Origin of the sequence: Vandammella animalimorsus, assembly GCF_002288875.1 — a bacterium.
Taxonomy (GTDB): domain Bacteria; phylum Pseudomonadota; class Gammaproteobacteria; order Burkholderiales; family Burkholderiaceae_C; genus Lampropedia; species Lampropedia animalimorsus.
On record NZ_NTBH01000007.1, the window covers coordinates 90,030 to 108,439 of the forward strand.

Annotated in this window: 20 protein-coding genes; 4 read left to right on the forward strand and 16 right to left on the reverse strand. The window is 65.7% G+C overall.

Features of this window, described 5'->3' with window-relative positions; translation table 11 throughout:
- Window positions 1–26: 26 nt before the first annotated feature.
- The 8 genes from scpB to CLI93_RS10875 form a co-directional block, all read right to left on the reverse strand.
- Entirely contained in the window at window positions 27–911 is an 885-nt protein-coding gene (gene scpB, locus CLI93_RS10840) for an SMC-Scp complex subunit ScpB (RefSeq protein WP_095542618.1), read from the reverse strand.
- Between the two features lie 63 nt (window positions 912–974).
- Window positions 975–2,024: an RluA family pseudouridine synthase gene (locus tag CLI93_RS10845; RefSeq protein WP_095542617.1), complete on the reverse strand. Its 1,050-nt coding sequence runs from the start codon at window positions 2,022–2,024 to the stop codon at window positions 975–977.
- A gap of 69 nt (window positions 2,025–2,093) precedes the next feature.
- Entirely contained in the window at window positions 2,094–2,978 is an 885-nt protein-coding gene (locus CLI93_RS10850; RefSeq protein WP_095542627.1) for a peptidoglycan DD-metalloendopeptidase family protein, read from the reverse strand.
- A gap of 186 nt (window positions 2,979–3,164) precedes the next feature.
- On the reverse strand, window positions 3,165–4,004 hold the full coding sequence (locus CLI93_RS10855) for a protein-L-isoaspartate(D-aspartate) O-methyltransferase (RefSeq protein ID WP_095542616.1): 840 nt from the start codon (window positions 4,002–4,004) through the stop codon (window positions 3,165–3,167).
- Window positions 4,004–4,798 carry a 5'/3'-nucleotidase SurE gene (surE, locus tag CLI93_RS10860; RefSeq protein WP_095542626.1) on the reverse strand — a complete coding sequence of 265 codons (795 nt, stop codon included), beginning with the start codon at window positions 4,796–4,798 and terminating at the stop codon, window positions 4,004–4,006. The genes CLI93_RS10855 and surE overlap by 1 nt, the downstream gene beginning before the upstream one ends.
- Before the next feature lie 77 nt (window positions 4,799–4,875).
- Entirely contained in the window at window positions 4,876–5,511 is a 636-nt protein-coding gene (locus CLI93_RS10865) for a hypothetical protein (protein ID WP_143327006.1), read from the reverse strand.
- Window positions 5,511–6,113, reverse strand: a complete 603-nt coding sequence (locus CLI93_RS10870) for a ClpXP protease specificity-enhancing factor (protein WP_095542614.1) — start codon at window positions 6,111–6,113, stop codon at window positions 5,511–5,513. The genes CLI93_RS10865 and CLI93_RS10870 overlap by 1 nt, the downstream gene beginning before the upstream one ends.
- 145 nt (window positions 6,114–6,258) lie before the next feature.
- Window positions 6,259–6,858, reverse strand: coding sequence for a glutathione S-transferase N-terminal domain-containing protein (locus CLI93_RS10875; protein ID WP_095539459.1), 600 nt, complete (start codon window positions 6,856–6,858; stop codon window positions 6,259–6,261).
- A gap of 533 nt (window positions 6,859–7,391) precedes the next feature.
- Between CLI93_RS10875 and mscL the strand changes: the two genes are divergently transcribed.
- Window positions 7,392–7,811, forward strand: a complete 420-nt coding sequence (mscL, locus tag CLI93_RS10880) for a large conductance mechanosensitive channel protein MscL (RefSeq protein WP_095542613.1) — start codon at window positions 7,392–7,394, stop codon at window positions 7,809–7,811.
- Between the two features lie 97 nt (window positions 7,812–7,908).
- Here the strand turns inward: mscL and CLI93_RS10885 are convergent, their stop codons facing one another.
- Window positions 7,909–8,661 (reverse strand): Nif3-like dinuclear metal center hexameric protein, encoded by a 753-nt coding sequence (locus CLI93_RS10885; RefSeq protein ID WP_095995883.1) that lies wholly within the window; start codon window positions 8,659–8,661, stop codon window positions 7,909–7,911.
- A gap of 258 nt (window positions 8,662–8,919) precedes the next feature.
- Between CLI93_RS10885 and CLI93_RS10890 the strand changes: the two genes are divergently transcribed.
- Window positions 8,920–10,251: an O-acetylhomoserine aminocarboxypropyltransferase/cysteine synthase family protein gene (locus CLI93_RS10890; protein ID WP_095995897.1), complete on the forward strand. Its 1,332-nt coding sequence runs from the start codon at window positions 8,920–8,922 to the stop codon at window positions 10,249–10,251.
- A 151-nt stretch (window positions 10,252–10,402) separates the two neighbouring features.
- Window positions 10,403–12,388 (forward strand): hypothetical protein, encoded by a 1,986-nt coding sequence (locus CLI93_RS10895; RefSeq protein WP_095995884.1) that lies wholly within the window; start codon window positions 10,403–10,405, stop codon window positions 12,386–12,388.
- Between the two features lie 75 nt (window positions 12,389–12,463).
- Here the strand turns inward: CLI93_RS10895 and CLI93_RS10900 are convergent, their stop codons facing one another.
- Window positions 12,464–13,285: an HD domain-containing protein gene (locus CLI93_RS10900; RefSeq protein ID WP_238945827.1), complete on the reverse strand. Its 822-nt coding sequence runs from the start codon at window positions 13,283–13,285 to the stop codon at window positions 12,464–12,466.
- A gap of 11 nt (window positions 13,286–13,296) precedes the next feature.
- Between CLI93_RS10900 and CLI93_RS10905 the strand changes: the two genes are divergently transcribed.
- Window positions 13,297–13,953 (forward strand): TetR/AcrR family transcriptional regulator, encoded by a 657-nt coding sequence (locus CLI93_RS10905; protein ID WP_095542608.1) that lies wholly within the window; start codon window positions 13,297–13,299, stop codon window positions 13,951–13,953.
- 48 nt (window positions 13,954–14,001) lie between these two features.
- Here CLI93_RS10905 and CLI93_RS10910 read toward each other — a convergent pair whose 3' ends face one another.
- From CLI93_RS10910 to CLI93_RS10935, 6 genes are all read right to left on the reverse strand, one after another.
- On the reverse strand, window positions 14,002–15,060 hold the full coding sequence (locus CLI93_RS10910; protein ID WP_095542607.1) for a serine hydrolase domain-containing protein: 1,059 nt from the start codon (window positions 15,058–15,060) through the stop codon (window positions 14,002–14,004).
- 72 nt (window positions 15,061–15,132) lie between these two features.
- Window positions 15,133–15,561: a type II toxin-antitoxin system VapC family toxin gene (locus tag CLI93_RS10915; RefSeq protein WP_095542606.1), complete on the reverse strand. Its 429-nt coding sequence runs from the start codon at window positions 15,559–15,561 to the stop codon at window positions 15,133–15,135.
- Window positions 15,558–15,965 carry a ribbon-helix-helix domain-containing protein gene (locus CLI93_RS10920; protein ID WP_143326416.1) on the reverse strand — a complete coding sequence of 136 codons (408 nt, stop codon included), beginning with the start codon at window positions 15,963–15,965 and terminating at the stop codon, window positions 15,558–15,560. The genes CLI93_RS10915 and CLI93_RS10920 overlap by 4 nt, the downstream gene beginning before the upstream one ends.
- 89 nt (window positions 15,966–16,054) lie before the next feature.
- On the reverse strand, window positions 16,055–17,353 hold the full coding sequence (locus CLI93_RS10925; protein ID WP_095542625.1) for an acetyl-CoA hydrolase/transferase family protein: 1,299 nt from the start codon (window positions 17,351–17,353) through the stop codon (window positions 16,055–16,057).
- A 92-nt stretch (window positions 17,354–17,445) separates the two neighbouring features.
- Complete coding sequence (locus CLI93_RS10930; RefSeq protein ID WP_238945826.1) at window positions 17,446–17,847, reverse strand: RnfH family protein; 402 nt, start codon at window positions 17,845–17,847, stop codon at window positions 17,446–17,448.
- 27 nt (window positions 17,848–17,874) lie between these two features.
- Window positions 17,875–18,333 carry a type II toxin-antitoxin system RatA family toxin gene (locus tag CLI93_RS10935; protein ID WP_095542624.1) on the reverse strand — a complete coding sequence of 153 codons (459 nt, stop codon included), beginning with the start codon at window positions 18,331–18,333 and terminating at the stop codon, window positions 17,875–17,877.
- Between the last annotated feature and the right edge of the window lie 77 nt (window positions 18,334–18,410).

Consider the following 18,410-nt stretch of genomic DNA (forward strand, 5'->3'; position numbering starts at 1 on the left):
GGGGTTTGCCCGCAGGGGCTTGGCGCTCACGAAGACTGTGGTCGTTGAGGCAACTCCGGAGGCCCCGATTGCTCGGCGGGCGCAATGGCGGTCATGCCGTCAATCACATCATCGGCATCGGCCTGCTGCGCATCGGGCAAGCCCTCAGTCTGTAGCGACGATGGCTCCTGATGCAAGTCCTGGGGCGGCTGCTCGGCTGGCGCTGGCGGCTCGGCTTCAGCAGTGGCTGCTGGCGCTTTTTCCAATGCCGCGTCAATCGGCGCTTCGTCTGTGTCTTTGGTTGTTTCCTGGGTTGAAAGCGCTGCGGACTCAGCTGCACTGCTTTCGCCACTGCCAGCTGGCGCAGTGGCAGGGCCCAGGCCCAGCTGCTGCAACGTGGCTTCGCTGACGGCATCGATTTCGGGCAGGTCGCGCAGCGAGGCCAGGCCCAGGTCATCCAGGAACTGGCCGGTGGTGGCAAACAGCGCCGGGCGACCGACGGATTCGCGGTGACCGATGACTTCGATCCAGCCGCGTTCCTCCAGCTGCTTGATGATCTGGCTGTTGACGGCCACGCCGCGGATTTCCTCGATGTCGCCGCGCGTGACGGGCTGGCGGTAGGCAATCACCGCCAGGATTTCCATCGCCGCACGCGAGTAGCGTGGCGTGCGCTCAGGCTCGAGCCGGGCCAGAAACGGCAGCACATTCGCGCGGCTTTGGAAGCGCCAGCCACTGGCGACCTGCACCAGCTCCAGCCCACGGTGCGCCCAGTCGATTTGCAGCTGCTCAAGCCAGGCCTGGATTTGCGCTGCGTCCGGCGGCTCCTCGAACAAGGCCTGCAGGCTGGGCATGGCCATCGGTGCCGGGGCGCACAGCAAGGCCGCCTCCAGTACGGAGATCGGATCGACAGGACGGGCTGGCACAGAGTTCATGAATCACAGCAAATAGGGAGAAAGGCGCAGGCCAGGGCGCAACGCGCCGGCCTCTGCCGCGCATCAGCGATTGTCGGCGAACTGGCCAACGCCAGGCAGCTCAGCTTCAACGACCTCTGGCCAGGGCAGTTGCAGGGCCTGCAGCAGCTGCTGCATATCCTGCGGCGGCGCGGCGCAAAAGCGCAGCGGCTGGCCATGCAGCGGATGCGCCAAGGCCAGCTGCCAAGCGTGCAGGGCTTGCCTGGCAATGGCCGGGTGAGCCTGACCACCATAAGTGGCATCGCCCACCAAAGGCCAGCCCAGATGCTTGGCATGCACGCGGATCTGGTGCGTGCGGCCAGTGTGCAGGGCGCAGTGCAGCAGCGCAAAACCGCCCTGCCGCGCCAGCAGGCGTATGTCGGTCTGCGCTGGCTTGCCAGGGTGGCGCTGCAGATCGACCACCGCCATGCGCAAGCGCTGCTGCGGGTCGCGCCCGATGGGCGCATCGACGCGCAGCGCCTGTCCGGCCTCGGGCCAGGCGCAGGCGCCTGGGCCAGCATGGGCCACGGCCAGGTAACGGCGCGCCACGGCGCGCTGTGCAATCTGCGCCACCAACGCCGTGGCCGCTGGCAGGCTTTTGGCCACGACCATCAGGCCGCTGGTGTCCTTGTCCAGACGGTGCACGATGCCCGCGCGCGGCAGCGTTGCAAACACCGGGGCATGGGCCAACAGGCCATTGAGCAAGGTGCCGCGCCAGTGGCCTGCGGCCGGGTGCACGACCAGCCCGGCCGGTTTGTTGAGCACCAGCAGCGCCTGGTCTTCGTAAACGATGTCCAGCGCCATGGGCTCGGGCACGAAGGCCTGGCTTTGTTCCGTGGGCTGCAGCTCCACGCGCAGGCATTGGCCCACGGCCACTTTCTGTGCAGGCTTGATGGCCGCCGCGCCATCCAGCCAGACCTGGCCGCTGCGGATGAGTTGCTGCAAATGGCTGCGGGAGAACTCCGGCGCCAGCTCCAGCAGCGCCTTGTCCAGCCGCGCGCCATGCAGCGCTGCGGCCACGGGCTGCTCGCGCAGCTCGCCGCTCAGATCAAATTCGGGCTGCGCCGCGCCCTGCAAGGATTCCAGATCGCTCATACCAAGGCGCGAAATGCCGTGCCCCCCGACCGCCGATCGGGCAGGGGCACGGCATCAGGCAGGCAAGCCTCAGCGCTTGGGCAGATAGCCTGCAGGGTTGACGGGCTTGCCCTGACGGCGCACTTCGAAGTGCAGCTTGACGCGATCGGCATCGGTATTGCCCATTTCAGCAATCTTCTGCCCACGCGAAACGCGCTGGTCTTCCTTGACCAGCAGCACGCGGTTGTGCGCATACGCCGTCAGGTACTCGTCGTTGTGCTTGAGGATGATGAGGTTGCCGTAGCCGCGCAGGCCCGCGCCAGCGTAGACCACATGGCCATCGGCTGCTGCAACGACGGGATCGCCGGCTTTGCCGCCGATGTCGTAGCCCTTGTTGGTGGTCTCGTTGAAACCCGCCAGCAGCGGGCCGTTGGCCGGCCAGGCCAGTTGAATGCCGCCTGCCGGGGCCGCCGGCGGTGTGCCGGCCGTCACGGTGGGGATGGGGGTATTGCTGCGCACAGCCGGGGGCTCGGAGGCCGAGCCTGCCGGCGGGATGGGGCGCACTTCCACGCCACCGCCGCTGGGCGCGCCAGTAGCGCCGCCAGCCACTGCAACCGGGGCCACGGCCGATCCGCCGGCATTGCCCGCGCCCGCCGCTGGCGGCACGGCGCCCGGCGGCACCACGCGCAGCACCTGGCCGACTTCGATCACATCGGCATTGGCCAGTTGATTCCAGGCGGCAATGTCCTTCCAGCTCTGGCCAGTCTCCAAGCCGATGCGGATCAGGGTATCGCCAGGCTTGACGGTGTAGTGGCCCGGCGGGGCAGGCACGATGGGCGCCACGCTGCCCACTTCCCCCACGCCAGCGCGGTCTTCGACGGGCGCCTGATTGAGCGAGACGCTGGAACAGCCAGCCACCAGCAAACAGGCAGCGATTGCGCTGCCTGCACCAAACCATGGTTTTTGCAATTGCATCATCGAATCTTCCCTAAGGATGTTCTGCACGGATCCAGCAGCTGCGTGCGCTGCGGATCAGGATGGGATGCCAGGCGCTAACCCCAGCGACACCAGAGAGTATCGCGAGGATTTGCGGGCTCTGCAGACTGCCCGAGCCGCAGTGCGCACAGCGCTGCGATTTGTGCAAAGCATCCCCAGCCCGTGTTATGAAACGCCGGATTTTAATGGAACGAAGTGTACGGCCTCCAGGGCCTGCTGCCGCACGCCGGCTGGTGTTTTGTCCAGCACCATCAGCACTTGTGCCCCGCCTTGAGCCACAGTGGGGGCGATGATGCGCCCCCCCATGGCCAGCTGCTCGACCCAGGCCTGCGGGATGGCATCGCCGCCTGCTGCGGAGACGATGGCCGCATACGGCGCGCCGCTGGCATAACCGGCCATGCCGTCGCCAAAGAGCAGGTGCAGATTGGCCACGCGCATGGGCCGCAGATTGTGGCGGGCCCGCTCGTGCAGGCCACGCAGGCGCTCAATGGAATAGACCTCTGAAGCGATTTGGCTGAGCACGGCCGCTTGGTAGCCGCAGCCAGTGCCTATCTCCAGCACACGCCCTGCAATGCGATCGCCTCCAGATGCCGTGGACAGCAGCAGCGAGAGCATCCGCGCCACGACCGAGGGCTTGGAGATGGTCTGCCCAAAGCCGATCGGCAGGCTGTTCTCGTCGTAGGCCTTGCCGCCCAACGCGGAGTCGATGAAGGCATGGCGCGGCACCTGGCGCATGGCCTCAAGCACCTGCGGGTGCATGCCTGGCAGCGTCGCCAGGCGCTTGACCATGCGCTCGCGCGCGCCCTGCTGGCTGGAGGCGTCGGCCGCCGCTGCAGGTTGGGGTTGACGCCAGCCGGCCGCTGACGTGGTCAGCGCAGGCTGCGCCATGCTGCTGCGCACGGAAGCAGCGGCCGGCCGGCCCAGCGCGCCGGGCGCGGCCACGCGCGCTGGCGATGCTGCGGGCGCTGGCAGCACCTGGGCCGGAAAGCGGGCTTTCTTCTGCATCACACCCCCATCTGCTGCCAGGCTGCGGCGCCAAAACCCGGCACATTCAGCCGACCCTGCCACGCCTGCAGCTGCGCGTGGTCGCTCAAATCCACCTGCAGCGGCGTAACGGCCACATGGCCCTGGGCCGTGGCGTGGAAGTCCGTGCCCTCGCTGGCGTCGCTGGCTGCGCCGGAGGCGCCGATCCAGTACATGGTCTCGCCACGCGGGTTCTGCTGGCGGATCACGCGCTCGGCCGCATGGCGCCGCCCCAACCGGCACCAGCGCAAGGGCCCCAAGGAATTCAGCGGCAGATTGGGGATGTTGACGTTGAGCAGCCAAGGCATCTGGCCGATGAGCTGCTGCTGGCGCAGTTGCGCCACCAACAGAGCAGCCGCCTGGGCGGCGCTTTCCAGATGGGCCCAGCCCTTGTCCACCTGCGACAGTGCAATGGCTGGAATACCGAACAGATAACCCTCCATCGCCGCGCCCACAGTGCCCGAGTAGATGGTGTCGTCGCCCATGTTGGCGCCGTTGTTGATGCCGGAGACCACCAGATCAGGCCGGTAATCGAGCAGGCCCGTCAAGGCAATGTGTACGCAATCGGCCGGTGTGCCATTGACGTAACGAAAACCCATCGGCGCATCATGAACGTAAAGCGGCGCATTCAGCGTCAAGGCATTGGATTTGGCACTGTTGTTGTGCTCGGGCGCCACGACATCGACGCGCACATCGGGCAGAGCGCTCAAGGCCTCGTGCAGCGCCACGATGCCCGGGGCCAGATAGCCATCGTCATTGCAAAGCAGAATTTTCAGCATGCGCAAAGGGGATCAAAAAAGAGCCGGCACACAGGCGGGCGGCAACAGGGCAACGGCACCTGGCAGGGCAAGGCTCAAGGCTCCAGCAGACTCTCGAGCTGCTCATCCCAGAACACCGTATGCACCTGCCACTGCGCCTGCGGCTTGTAAAAGGTGCAGGCCACGCGCAGGCCGTGGTGCTGCAGCTTGAGCAAATACAGGTGCTGCACCACGCTTTTGCCGCCCAGGCGGCTGCGCACCCATTCGTGGCCCAGGATCTTGCCGCCGCCGGCCAGCAGCTGACGAAACTGCCCTTCTGTCTCGGCCGCCAGCTGCGCCAGCTCGCGTTCGGGCAGCGGCCAGTGCGGCGCCAGCAACTCAAAGGCGGCAGCAATCTGCATCTGCGCCATGCGCTGCAGCGCCGCATCGCACAGCACGCGCGTGTGCTGCAACTTATCCAGACGCTGGGGCGGCGCGGCAGCAGCGGATGCGGCCTGCGACTTGTCCGTCCGGGCTGTTGCCGCTGCGTTCTGAGCGGGCTGCTGCGGCGAGAGCGGCACCTCCATCAACGGCACCACGCTGTCGCCGGGCAGCAGCGGCGCTTCATTGGATGCAGCTGCGCCCTCCGGCTGCGCCCAGGCCAGCGCACTGGCGGCTGCGCCGGCGGCAAACAGCAGCGCCCCAAGCTTGCTGCGGCGCGTTGGCCGCGCCATGCGGACTGCCCGGGGCATCATTTGATGCGCCGCAGTGCCGGGCGCTTGCCGGCCGGGCCGGGGGCGCTGGGCGGGGGCGGCTCGTCATCGTCAGGCCCATGTTCGCCGCTGGTGGGCGGCGCAGACTGTGCTGGCGACGGCACGGCGCGCAGCACCGGGCGCGGCGCAGCCGCTGGCGGGGTGGCTGCCTGCTGGGGCTGCTGGGGCTGCTGGGCAGCGGGTGCGTCATCGGCCACGGCATCGCATTGGCCCTGGCCCAGCTCTGGGCCGCTGGATGTCAGCACGGTATCGGGCACGGCAAACGCCATTCCCTGGCCGTTTTCCCGCGCATAAATGGCCATGACGCGGTGCACCGGCACGAGGATGTGGCGCAGCACGCCGCCAAAGCGCGCCTGGAATTCAATGTAGTCGTTGCCCAGCTGCAGCTTGGAGGTGGCGTCGTAGCTGATGTTGAGCACGATCTCTCCATTGCGCACGAACTCGGGCGGCACGCGCACCGAGCCATCGACCTTGACGGCCAGAAAGGGCGTCAGCCCGTTGTCGGTGCACCATTCGTGCAGCGCGCGTAGCAGATAGGGCTGCGTCGAAGGCAGGGGAGTATCGTCGTCAGAAGAGCTCATGGCGGCAGCAACCAGTCGACCAGTGGGCATGGTGCCGCTGGCCGATACAGCGGCGGGAGAAGGCCTGGCGCGCAGCGATGTTTTCACGCACAACGCAGCAGGCAAAAAGGCAATGCGCCTCAGGGCAAGACCAAAGACTGCGCTTTCAGCGGCGCATGACCTTTTCCGAAGGCGTCAAGGCCTCGATATAGGCCGGGCGGGAGAACAGGCGCTCGGCGTACTTGAGCAACGGCGCAGCATTGCGGCTGAGCTCAATGCCATAGTGCTCCAGACGCCACAGCAGCGGGGCAATGGCCACGTCCAGCATCGAGAAGTTCTCGCCCAGCATGTATTTGTTCTTGAGGAAGTTGGGCGCCAGCTGCGTCAGGCGATCGCGGATGTGGGCGCGCGCCTTGTCCTTGGCCTTGGCATCGCCAGACTCCAGCGTGCTCACGTGCACGAAAAGCTCTTTCTCGAAATTGAGCAGGAACAGACGCACGCGGGCCCGGTCCACAGGGTCGCCCGGCATCAGCTGCGGATGCGGGAAGCGCTCGTCAATGTACTCATTGATGATGTTGGACTCATACAGGATCAGCTCGCGCTCGACCAGAATCGGCACCTGCCCGTAGGGGTTCATCACACCGATGTCGTCGGGCTTGTTGAACAAGTCCACGTCGCGGATTTCGAAGTCCATGCCCTTTTCAAACAGGACAAAGCGGCAGCGGTGGGAGAACGGGCAGGTGGTGCCCGAATACAAGACCATCATTGGTGGGAATTCCTCAAAAAAATCAGCGCCGAGCCAGGGGCTGAGCCGCTGCGCATGCACACCCGCTTGCCCTGCTGCAGCAAGCCACGCAGCGCCCCCCCAGGGCAACGCGGCATCATACAAAATTCATGCTGGCGATTTCAAGCCGGGGCCGGCACTACAGCGGAGGCGGCAGCAAGCGCAAGGCCGTTCAGTGCCTCCGCGTCGCAGGGCGTTTTTTGTAACAGTGCGCTTCAGCACCCACACCGCCCAGCCCTGAGCCAGGCAGCGCCCCGCCGTCCAACCCAAACCCTGCTGCCTGCAGTCAAGTCCCGTCTTTGCGGCAGAAAATCTTCTCATTTGCAGCCATCACAGGCAAAAACGCTTCGCTTGCGGCCTTGTCAGAAACCAGGCCCGTAGCGCAATGGCCCAGCGCAATTGGCTGCCGCCTGCTCAAAGGCGGCTGAACAAGCTGTTTCCATTCTCATGCAACCATCGCCAAAACGCCGCACAACAATGGCGCCCATCATCATCATTAAAGAGAGGATATTTGCATGAGCTTCTTCAAGGAATTTCGCGAATTTGCCATCAAAGGCAATGTCATTGACCTGGCCGTGGGCGTCATCATCGGCGGTGCATTCGGCAAGATCGTCGACTCCATCGTTGGCGATTTGATCATGCCTGTTGTCGGTTTGGCATTTGGCAAGCTGGATTTCTCCAACCTGTTCATCACCCTCGGCGAAGTTCCCCCCGGGACAGCTCCCTCGCTCGAAGCCTACCGCGCCGCTGGCGTGCCCGTGCTGGCCTACGGCAACTTCATCACCATTGCGCTGAACTTCCTGATCCTGGCCTTCATCATTTTCCTGATGATCAAGCAGATCAACCGCCTCAAGCGCAGCGCCCCGCCAGAGCCCGCAGCCACCCCCGAAGACATCGTGCTGCTGCGCGAAATCCGCGACAGCCTGCGCCGCTGATCCCCAGGGCCAAGCCGGCACAACAAAAAAAGCGCTCTGCCAAGAGCGCTTTTTTCATGCCCTGGAGCAATGCGCCCACAGGGCAGAGCGCAGGGCCTTACGCCGGGTTGTCGATTTCGATGAACTCATGCTCCAAGCCCAGCTGGCCGGCAATGTGGCCTGCCAGCGCCGGCATTCCATAACGCTCGGTGGCGTGATGGCCTGCAGCAATGAAGCTCACGCCGCATTCGCGGGCCAGGTGGGCCTGAGGTTCGGAGATCTCGCCAGTGACGAAGGCATCGACCCCCGCATCAATGGCTTTTTGGAAATAGCCTTGCGCACCGCCCGTGCACCAGGCCAGGGTGCGGATGCTACGCCCCGCGTCGATGCAAATGGGCGTGCGGCCCAGCCTGTGCTGCAACTGATCGGCCAGGGCCTGGCCATTGGCATAGGGCGTGGCCAGGTCTGCACAAAACACCAGCGATTTCTCGCGCAGCGGCGCGCCCGCTCCCCAGCCCATGTGCAAACCCAACTGGGCGTTGTTGCCCCACTCTGGGTGGGCGTCGAGCGGCAGATGGTAGGCCAGCACATTGATGTCGTGCGCCAGCAAGCGCTGCAGGCGCTGCTTCATCCAGCCGGTGACCGTGCCGTCCATGCCGCGCCAGAACAGGCCATGGTGCACGACGATGGCATCGGCGCCAGCGGCGATGGCCGCATCGATGAAAGCCGCGCTGGCCGTCACGCCGCTGACGATCTTGCCAATTTGCGGCTTTCCCTCGACCTGCAGGCCATTGGGGCCATAGTCGTCGAAGGCATCGGGGTCGAGAACCTGGGCAAAGGCATCGAGCAGGCGGTCGCGGGAAACAGTCATGGGGCGCTTTCAATCGTTCAAGCAATAAACAGCACACAGCGCGGGCAGCAACGCACGCTGCCAGGCCGCGCAAGGCGCGCCAATCTACCACCGCTGACCGCAGCCGCTGGTGCCAGCGACACAAACACACAGCAATGGTGCGCACATATGCTCATGCCGCATTGTTATTTGTTGCCCTGCAGCAAAGCGGCTAAGCTGCGCGGCGCCCTGCCAGAGCCGAAAGGTCTGGCCCAGCCACCAAACTCCAAGGAACTCACCATGCCCGAAAGCCACATACCATCCGAAACGCAGGCCACATCCGCCGAGCGCGCCGCCCACTGGAAGCTGCAAACCATTGCCGTGCACGGCGGCTACACGCCCGATCCCAGCACCAAATCGGTGGCAGTGCCCATCTATCAGACTGTGGCCTATGCCTTTGACAACGCGCAGCATGGCGCGGATCTGTTCGACTTGAAGGTGCAGGGCAACATCTACACGCGCATCATGAACCCGACCACCGATGTGCTGGAAAAGCGCCTGGCAGCGCTCGAAGGCGGCGTCGGCGCGCTGGCGCTGGCCTCGGGACAGGCGGCCATCACCTATGCCATCCAGACCATTGCCGAGGCCGGCGACAACATCGTCTCGGCCAGCGCGCTGTATGGCGGCACCTACAACCTGCTGGCCCACACCCTGCCACAGCTGGGCATTGGCACGCGCTTTGGCGATACGGCCGATCTGCGCAGCTTCGAGGGCCTGTTCGACGCGCGCACCAAAGCCTTGTACGTCGAATCCATCGGCAACCCACTGGGCAATGTCACCGACATCGCCGCGCTGGCCGAGCTCGCACACCGCCACGGCGTGCCCTTGATCGTTGACAACACCGTGGCCACGCCCTATCTGCTGCGCCCCTTCGAACACGGCGCCGACATCGTCGTGCACTCGCTGACCAAATACCTGGGCGGCCATGGCACCAGCCTCGGCGGGGCCATCATCGACTCCGGGCGCTTTCCCTGGGCCGAGCACAAGGAGCGCTTCAAGCGCCTGAACGAGCCGGATGTGAGCTACCACGGCGTGACCTACACCGAGGCGCTGGGCCCGGCAGCCTACATCGGCCGCGCGCGCGTCGTGCCGCTGCGCAACATGGGCGCCGCGCTCTCGCCATTCAACGCCTTTTTGATCCTGCAAGGCATCGAGACCCTGGGCCTGCGCATGGAGCGCATCTGCAGCAACACGCTGGCCGTGGCGCAATACCTGCAGCAGCACCCCAAGGTGCAATGGGTCGGCTATGCCGGCCTGCCCGGCCACCCCGACCACGCGCTTGCGCAGAAGTACCTGGGCGGTCAAGCCTCTGGCGTGATGACCTTTGGCGTGCGCGGCGGCCGCGCAGCGGGCGAGCGGTTTCTTGACGCACTGCAGCTGTTCACGCGCCTGGTCAACATCGGCGACACCAAATCGCTGGCCACCCACCCGGCCAGCACCACGCACCGCCAGCTCTCGGCCCAGGAGCTGGCCCAAACCGGCGTCAAGGAAGAAACCGTGCGCCTGTGCATCGGCATCGAGCACATCGACGACCTGATCGCCGATCTGGAGCAGGCGCTGCAGGCCGTTTGATGGCCCGCCGCAGGGCGCCCTCCCCAAGCGCCCTGCCTAAACACCGTGCTCTGCGCCTTGCACGGCGCAGGCGCCGCGCCACTGCGACTTGTCATCGCAGGCAATGGCCGGCGGCTTGGGGCAGCCCCATCCTGCGGCATGATGCGCGCCTATGCCCGAAACCGCCCGCCCTTGCCCCCCGCTGCTGCGCACCCTGTTGATTGCCATGGCCCTGGCGGCCTTTGCCACGGTGCTGCTGCGCACGGCCTGGATTTCCGACGACGCGGCTATCACGCTGCGCACCGTGCTCAACACCATCCATGGCTGGGGGCCGCGCTTCAACCTGGATGAGCGCGTGCAGGCCTATACGCATCCGCTGTGGTTTCTGGCCCTGAGCGCGCTGAGCCTGCTGTGGCGCGGCGATGTGTTTGCCGCCAGCCATGCGCTGTCCATCGGCGTGTCGCTGGCTACGCTGGCGGCCTTGTTGTGGGCCTTGGCGCCACGTGTGCCGCAGCTGCTGCTGGCGACGCTGGCAGTGCTGTTGTCGCAGGCCTTCATCGATTTCTCGACCTCTGGGCTGGAAAACCCGCTGGCGCATGCGCTGGTACTGCTGGCCTATGGCTGCGCTGCCCATGCGCTGCGCTTGGGCGTTGGCAGCGGCTCGCTGCGACCCGCCCCCTTGGTCGCATGCGCAGGCTTCTTCATCGCCTGCGGCCTGGCCTATCTGACCCGCCCGGACTTGGCCGTGCTGCTGGCGCCGCTGGCGCTGTGGCTGTCCTGGCAGCTGCGCACACAACCCAAGACCTTGCTGGCCGCCTGGGCCTTGGGCGCATTGCCCGTGCTGGCCTGGACAGCGTTCTCCCTGTACTACTACGGCTGGCCGTTTCCCAACACGGCCTACGCCAAGCTGGGCACTGGCATTGCCTGGGATGAGCGCGTAGCGCAAGGGCTGCGCTACCTGGCACACAGCGCCCGCACCGATCCGCTGACGCTGCTGGTCATCGCCCTGGGGCTGGTTGTCGGCCTTCGCGCCCGCACAGGCGCTCCAGCGCGCGCACTGGCCTTGGGCATCGCGCTGTACCTGGCCTACGTGGTGTCGATCGGTGGCGACTTCATGGCCGGGCGCTTTCTGACCGTGCCCTTCTTCGCAGCATTGATCGTGCTGCTGGCCAGCACCGCACACGCAGGCGACACGCCACAGCATCTCGCCTGGACATTTGCAGGCGCTGCCCTGCTGCTGGCCCTGGGCCTGGGCGTGCCGCACACGCCCACGGTGTTGAGCGGCGCCAGCTACCACGCGCCTGAGATCGGCCCAAGCGGCATCGCCAACGAGCGCGGCCACTACTACCGCGACACCGGCTGGCTGCGCGACCAGCTGCGCGCGCCCGAAGCCTCAGCCTGGCGCGCCAGCGGCCAGCGGCAGGTCTATGCCATCTGCGGCGGCCTGGGCTTTACCTCCATCCACCAAGGCCCGCACGCGCACTTGATTGACACCTGCGCGCTGGCCGATCCGCTGCTGGCCCGGCTGCCGGCCAAGGCCAGCACGCCATGGCGCATCGGGCATTTCTACCGCGTGCTGCCGGCCAACTACATCGCCAGCATCCGCCAGGATCAGAACCTGCTCATCGACCCAGCCCTGCACAGCGCCTACGACACGCTGCGCACACTCACGCGCGCGCCGCTGAACGACCCACAGCGCCTGCGCCAGATCGTGCGGGCCAATCTGTTCGGGCTGGACATGGGCGACGCCAGCGCCTACCGCCAGGGCCTGCTTCCCACCAGCAGCAGCGTGCACCGCGTGGCGCTGGGCGCGCTGCAGGCGCGCTTCGACCTCGGCAAGCCCTTCTACACCCAGCACTACCAAATCTTCGAGCACGCGCTGGAGATCGAACTGCCCCGCCCCATGGCGCTGGATCAGCTGGAGCTCTCGCTCGACCCGGGCGATGCATACCACGTCAGCGCCTGGGTCGATGGCCAGTGGCAGGCCATCGGCCACGTGCCCCCGGCAGCGTCCGTGGTCATGACCAACCACGTACTGCCAATGCCGCATGGCCCCATCACCACTGAGCGGCTGCGCATCACCGGCAGCAGCGGCGATGGGCTGTACGTGCTGGGCCACGCCATTGCCAGCCTGCACGACCAGGCGCTGACCCCATGATGAAAAGTCCGCAGTACTCAAGCCACGCGCTGCGGTAACACAAAGCCGGCCAATGCCTATGCGCTGGCCATCACATCACTGCCCATCAACACCTTCCCATTGCTGAAAAGGATCGCGTGGCGCCTTGCGACCGCCCAGGCGGACCATCCAATCGGCGCGCGAGCCTGGTAAATGCTGCGCGGTCTCGAATTGCAAGGCCTGCATCACACCGTGCCGGGGATATTTGCGCAACAGCGCTGCCACATCGGCAGAAGCCAGGCGCCGACGAGAGAAGCCAAAAAGATCGCACACCGCGCCCCTGGCCAGCAAGTGGGCCACAGCGCCATGACGACGCCGGCTGACCCAGGCATTCAGGTGCAGTGCAATCGCCTCGCCCACCTGCTCAATGATGGCTTGGTCATGCCCACGCTCATGCAAATGGCAACACACGCGTTGCGCACCACTGGCTGCAAAGCAGCATTGCGCCAGCGGCGGCGCATGGCCATCAGTGAGCCCCAAATCGTGCAGGATGGCGGCGGCGAAAAGCAACGAGGCATCGTGCGCAGTGTCTTCCTGCTCGGCCAGCAACCTAGCGAAGTAATAGGTTCTCCAACTGTGCGCCAGCAAGGCTGGCTCATGCGTTGCCACAGCCAGTGCCAGACAATCGTCCACCAATGCGCTTTGCGGGGGAGCCAAGGTTTGCAGCTCAATACTGCGTACACTGCCGCGCAACCAATCAAAGCGCACGACATCCACAATTTCTCTTATCTGCAGCCAAGCCATATTGGCCAGCAAGCGCACAGGCTGTACGCCACTGAGCCTGCCATTGCCCATTTCAGCCCACGCCAGGCTACCCATTGCAGGATGCTTTCCCATGTCCCACCTTAATTTTGTACCAACCAGTACAGAATAATTCAAACAACATTTATATGCAAGACAGTACAAAAAAAATCCTGCGCAGGGGAAGACCACCTTCTTATGACCGAGAAGCTGCGTTGCAGGCCATCGCCGGAGTCTTCCTGCAACACGGCTACCACGGCACATCACTGGATGACATCGCAAGCGCCACGGGCATGCAGCGCCCCAGCCTGTTTGGCGCTTTCGGCCACAAGCCTGCGATGTATCTTCTTGCCCTGGACTGGTATGTCCAAAAAATGCTGTTCATGACCGAGCAGGCATTGCATCACCCACAGCCACTGAACACTTGCCTGCAAGGTCTGCTGCAACGCGTGATCGATACCTACCACAGCGGCACAGCGCCAGGCTGCCTGCTGCTGTGCACGGCTCCTGCCGTGGCCGCGCACATGCCAGAGGTGGCCGCCTTGCTGGCAAGCACATTGCAGAACATGCAGCGGCAATTTCATGACCGCCTGTTGCAGGCGCAGACCGAGCGCGAATTCACCAGCGACAACATTGAGGCTACAGCTTGGCTGCTGGTCGCTCTGGTGCAGTCCTGCGCCACGCAAGCGCGCATCGGTCAGACCCGAGCCGCTTTGATGGACTCCAGTCATGCCGCATTGACGCAGCTACTGAGCAGCGGCCTCGATGGAGCGCCGGGCAGGGAAAAAAGGCGCCGGCAAGATTGAGCACGCTGCCTCATCAGGCACAGGTGCGCACCTGCCAGATGGCCTGGATCAACAGCGCCTGCTGGCCTGCTGAGAAATGCGCAGCGCCAGCCGCAGCGCGGCGCCGGGCGCAGACAGTTGGTTGACAGTGCCTGCGATGGCGATTTGGCGCTGCGGGCAGTACAGCGCCAGCGCGCCGGACAGGCCCAGATGCCCGAGCAGCGGCGGGGCGCGGCGCAGCGGGTCGAGCAGCCAGGGCAGCTTCAGCCGTTGCAGGCCGACGCCCGCCTGCATGGGGAAAAACATTGACAGCGGGCGAAACACTTGCAGCTCGCGCAGGCCGCTGGCGGGAAACAACTCGCCACCGAAGAAGGCCCGCACGAAGCGCAGCAGCTCGGGCGCGGTGGACACCATGCCGCCATCGGCGCGGAAGGAGGCCATCGCCAGCGGCCGGTGCAGTGGCCGGGCGTGGTCGTAGATGTCGCGTGGTGTACGGTCGGCAGGGTCTTGGTAGAGGTAGGTGCGCCTCAGCCCCAGCGGCGCGCAAATGTGCTGCGCATAGCAGCGCGCCAGGGGCTGGCCCATCAGCTGCTCGATCAACAGGCCCAGCAGCTGGTAGTGGCTGTCGGAATAGCGCGCCCGCCCGGTGGCGCCAGCTGGGCGGGCGGGCCCGATCTGGCGGCTGCGCGCCAGTGCCTCGGCGGCGCTCCAGCCAAAGTCCGGGCCGCGCCGCAGCTGGCGCAGCCAGCGCTGTCCGTGGGCATCGGCGTCTGCGAAGTAGTCGGGCAGCCCGGCGGTGTGGGCCAGCAGCTGGCGCGGCGTGAGCGTTGCGGGCAGGCCTTGCAGCAGGGCCGCGTCCAGCTGACGCGCCAGATGCCGCGCCACCGGCTCGTCCAGCGCCAGTGCGCCCGCGCGGCGCAGCTGCATGACGAGGGCAGTGGTGAACAGCTTGGTCACGCTGGCGATGAAAAACGGCGTGTCCAGCTCCAAATCACCTGCCGCTGCGCCATGCATTTGCCCCTGCTGGCCCAGGCAGAAGGCCGCGCCGAAAATCCGGCGGCCATCGACGGTTTTGGCCAGTGTGTGGGCCAGCCAGGTTTGCAAATCCTGGGCGCCGTGTCGACTCATGCCTGGGCCTTGTCTCGCTCTTGTATGGGTGGGTCGGGCGTTTGAACGGCGGATCAAAAACCGTGCAAAAGCTCAGCCATGCGCACGCTCCAGCAGCAGGTTTTCAAACGGGTGCTGGCGTTTGAAGCGGTAGGCGCCAAAGTCGCGCTCGTCGGTGGTGAGGATGCGGCCATGGCCCAGGTGCTCGGCCAGCAGCACCAGCGAGGCATCGGCCAAATCCATAGGCAAGGCCTGGTAGCGCGCCATCAGCTGCGACAGGCGCGCGTTCTGGGCGGCGGGCCAGTGCCAGGTGGCGATGCTGCCGTCGGCCACTTCGTCCAGCAGCGCGCGGGCGGCCTCGGGGCCGATCCAGCGCATGAGCAGGTGCGTGGCCTCGGTCAGCACTGGCCAGGTGGTCACCCAGCCCTCGGCCTGCGTGCCCAGCGCCGCCACGGCGCGGCTGTGCCAGGCGTCGCGCCGGTCCACCAGCGCATAGAAAAAGCCGGTGTCGGCAATGATCATGCGCGGCCTTTTGGGGTGGTTTTCACGGTGGCTTGGGCGGCGCTTTTTACGGCGCTTTTGTCTGCCCCTGGCCCGCCCTCACCCGCTGCGGCTGGCACCGCCGGGTACGGCGGCTGGGCAGGTTCGGCCACCTGCCAGGCCGGCGCCGCGGCGGGCGGCGCGTATTTGCCGGCCCAGCCTTCGGCCAGGCGTTCCTTGTAGCGGCCAGCCACGTCGGCGCGGCCGCTGTCGCCCTGGCCGATGAACGCGCCCAAATGCCGCAGCCCGCTGCGCTGCGCGCGCACGCTGTCGTAGTAGTGCTGCACACTGGTGCGCAGCACCTCGCTCACGCCCAGGCCGGTGACTTCGACCAGATAGGCGACTTGCTGCTCGGCTTCTTCATCAAAACGGGCATTGACACGCATGGCGCACTCCTTGGTCAATGGCAAAACGGTTTGTCATGCATTGTATGACAAACCATTTGGGTTTGCGCAGGGCCTGCGTGCAGAGATCCTCAAACCATCAGCCGCATCTTGCGCGCTGCTTCGGTCAGTTCATCACGGAACTTGGGATGGGCGATGGCGATGAGCGACTTGGCGCGCTCGTGCGCCGTGCGGCCGCGCAGCTGGGCCACGCCGTATTCGGTGACCACGTAGTCGATGTCGTTCTTGCTGGTGGTCACGTGCGTGCCGGGGCTGAGCACCGGGGCAATGCGCGAGATGGTGTCGTCCTTGGCGGTGGAGGGCATCACGATGAAGGCCTTGCCGCCGCGGCTGCGGTTGGCCGCGCGCACGAAGTCGGCCTGCCCGCCCGTGCCCGAGTACACCTTGATGCCCTGCGACTCGGAGCCGCACTGGCCCAGAAAGTCGATCTGCATGGTGGCGTTGATGGCGATCAGGTTGTCGTTCTGGCCCGCCAGGTAGGGGTCGTTGGTGAAATCGACCGGGTGCATCTCCAGCGCCGGGTTGCGGTGCATGAACTGGTAGAGCTTCTTGCTGCCCAGGCCGAAGGTGGCCACCATCTTGCCCGGCAGGTAGTTCTTGCGGCGGTTGTTGACCACGCCCGCTTCCACCAGGGTCATGATGCCGTCGCCGATCATCTCGGTGTGCACGCCCAGGTCTTTCTTGTCGGTCAGCTGCATGACCACGGCGTCAGGAATGGCGCCGTAGCCGATTTGCAGCGTGGCGCCGTCGGGAATCATCTCCGCCACGTATTTGCCAATGGCCTGCTGCACCGGGCCGATGTTGGGCAGGCCCACCTCGAACACCGGGTCTTCGCTTTCCACCAGCGCCGCCACTTGCGAGATATGCACGTGGCAGTTGCCGTTGGCAAAGGGCACGTTGGGGTTGACCTCCAGCACCAAGGCGCGCGCCTTCTTGATGGCGGCCATGGTGTAGTCCGGCCCCAGGCTGAGGGAGAACCAGCCGTGTTCGTCCATGGGCGAGGCCAGGGTGAACACCACGTCGGCAGGCATCAGGCCGCGCTCGATCAGCGCCGGCATTTCGGAGAAGTACGAGGGGCGGTAATCCACCCAGCCCTCCTGCCCGCCAGGGCGTGAAGCGCCGCCAAAGAAGTAGGCCACGTGCCGCACGTGGCGCACAGTCTCGGGATCGAAATAGTCATATTTGCGCACTGGCAGAATTTGCGAGACTGTCACGCCCTCAAACTCGCGCCGTTGCGCCGACAGCGCCTGCAGCAGCTTGGGCGGTTCGGCCACGCCAGTGGGCACGACGATGGTGTCGCCGTTCTTCACCACGCGCATGGCGTCTTCGGGGCTGCAGCGTTTTTCGCGGTAGAGGGTGTCAAAGCGCATGGACAGTTCCTTTGGCTCGATGTCGAGAATGGTTCGCAAATTCAACAAAACGCGATCATGGCACAAACCATCGCCCCGATGGCCGTACCGGATCAGTAGCCGGGCTTGGATCCTTTGCGACGCTGGGCAAACAAACCCACACCCCGCGCACCCTGGCGAGCAAAGCGCTCACGCCGCGCCTGCTTCGGATCCACCAACAGCTCGCGGTAGGCTTCGATGCGGTCGCCATCGCGCAGCACCTCATCGGGCTGCGTATGGCGCCCCCAAATGCCCCAGCGCCACTGGCTCTGCAGCGCTTGCCAAGCCGCCTCGTCCAGCGAGCAGGGCCGCTGCTGCAACAGTAGCGCCACGGCCTGCGCCAGCGTCGTGCCTTGCGGCAGCTGCAGCACACGCTCTTCGATGCAGCGCGGTGCCAGGCACAGCGCGGCCTCCACCTGCAGCATGGGCGGCTCGCTCGGGTCGCTGGCAACAGCTGGCGGGCAGGGGGCGCTCATCGCGGCCTTCACTCGTGCAGCCCGCCCTTAAGCGGGCTTGCCATAGAGCTGCTCGGCGCGCTGCACAAAGGCCTGCACCAAGGTATTGGCGATCTTGTCGAACACCGGCCCGACCAGCAGGCGCAGGGCGGCAGAGTCAAAGTCGTAACTCAGCACCAAGCCAACCTTGCAAGCCTGGGATTGTTCCGCGCTTTGGCCCCCGATGGGCTGGAAAGTCCACTCGCCCTGCAGCGTGGAAAACGGCCCGCGCACCAACTGCATGCGCACCCGCTCCTGCCCCACATGCTCGTTGCGCGTGACAAACGACTGGCGCACCCGCGCAAATGCCATGCCCACCTCCGCCAGCATGCCGTGCTCGTCCTGCTCCAACACGCGGGCCTGATCGCACCAGGGCAGAAATTGCGGGTAGCTCGCCACATCGGTGACCAGCGCAAACATTTGCGCGGGGCTGAACCAGACCAGGGCGGATTTCTCGACGTGTTTCATGGGCGCTCGCCAGCGGGCCAGGCCGGGGCAGCCAGGCCGCATTTGCATACAATGGCCGGTTTCGCAGTCGGCGCTGC

Excerpts from the sequence above, each read along its gene's own strand:
- scpB (WP_095542618.1), bottom strand. The coding sequence starts at position 911 with ATGAACTCTGTGCCAGCCCGTCCTGTCGATCCGATCTCCGTACTGGAG.
- CLI93_RS10845 (WP_095542617.1), bottom strand. The coding sequence starts at position 2,024 with ATGAGCGATCTGGAATCCTTGCAGGGCGCGGCGCAGCCCGAATTTGAT.
- CLI93_RS10850 (WP_095542627.1), bottom strand. The coding sequence starts at position 2,978 with ATGCAATTGCAAAAACCATGGTTTGGTGCAGGCAGCGCAATCGCTGCC.
- CLI93_RS10855 (WP_095542616.1), bottom strand. The coding sequence starts at position 4,004 with ATGCAGAAGAAAGCCCGCTTTCCGGCCCAGGTGCTGCCAGCGCCCGCA.
- CLI93_RS10865 (WP_143327006.1), bottom strand. The coding sequence starts at position 5,511 with ATGCCCCGGGCAGTCCGCATGGCGCGGCCAACGCGCCGCAGCAAGCTT.
- CLI93_RS10870 (WP_095542614.1), bottom strand. The coding sequence starts at position 6,113 with ATGAGCTCTTCTGACGACGATACTCCCCTGCCTTCGACGCAGCCCTAT.
- CLI93_RS10875 (WP_095539459.1), bottom strand. The coding sequence starts at position 6,858 with ATGATGGTCTTGTATTCGGGCACCACCTGCCCGTTCTCCCACCGCTGC.
- mscL (WP_095542613.1), top strand. The coding sequence starts at position 7,392 with ATGAGCTTCTTCAAGGAATTTCGCGAATTTGCCATCAAAGGCAATGTC.
- CLI93_RS10885 (WP_095995883.1), bottom strand. The coding sequence starts at position 8,661 with ATGACTGTTTCCCGCGACCGCCTGCTCGATGCCTTTGCCCAGGTTCTC.
- CLI93_RS10890 (WP_095995897.1), top strand. The coding sequence starts at position 8,920 with ATGCCCGAAAGCCACATACCATCCGAAACGCAGGCCACATCCGCCGAG.
- CLI93_RS10895 (WP_095995884.1), top strand. The coding sequence starts at position 10,403 with ATGCCCGAAACCGCCCGCCCTTGCCCCCCGCTGCTGCGCACCCTGTTG.
- CLI93_RS10905 (WP_095542608.1), top strand. The coding sequence starts at position 13,297 with ATGCAAGACAGTACAAAAAAAATCCTGCGCAGGGGAAGACCACCTTCT.
- CLI93_RS10910 (WP_095542607.1), bottom strand. The coding sequence starts at position 15,060 with ATGAGTCGACACGGCGCCCAGGATTTGCAAACCTGGCTGGCCCACACA.
- CLI93_RS10915 (WP_095542606.1), bottom strand. The coding sequence starts at position 15,561 with ATGATCATTGCCGACACCGGCTTTTTCTATGCGCTGGTGGACCGGCGC.
- CLI93_RS10920 (WP_143326416.1), bottom strand. The coding sequence starts at position 15,965 with ATGCGTGTCAATGCCCGTTTTGATGAAGAAGCCGAGCAGCAAGTCGCC.
- CLI93_RS10925 (WP_095542625.1), bottom strand. The coding sequence starts at position 17,353 with ATGCGCTTTGACACCCTCTACCGCGAAAAACGCTGCAGCCCCGAAGAC.
- CLI93_RS10930 (WP_238945826.1), bottom strand. The coding sequence starts at position 17,847 with ATGAGCGCCCCCTGCCCGCCAGCTGTTGCCAGCGACCCGAGCGAGCCG.
- CLI93_RS10935 (WP_095542624.1), bottom strand. The coding sequence starts at position 18,333 with ATGAAACACGTCGAGAAATCCGCCCTGGTCTGGTTCAGCCCCGCGCAA.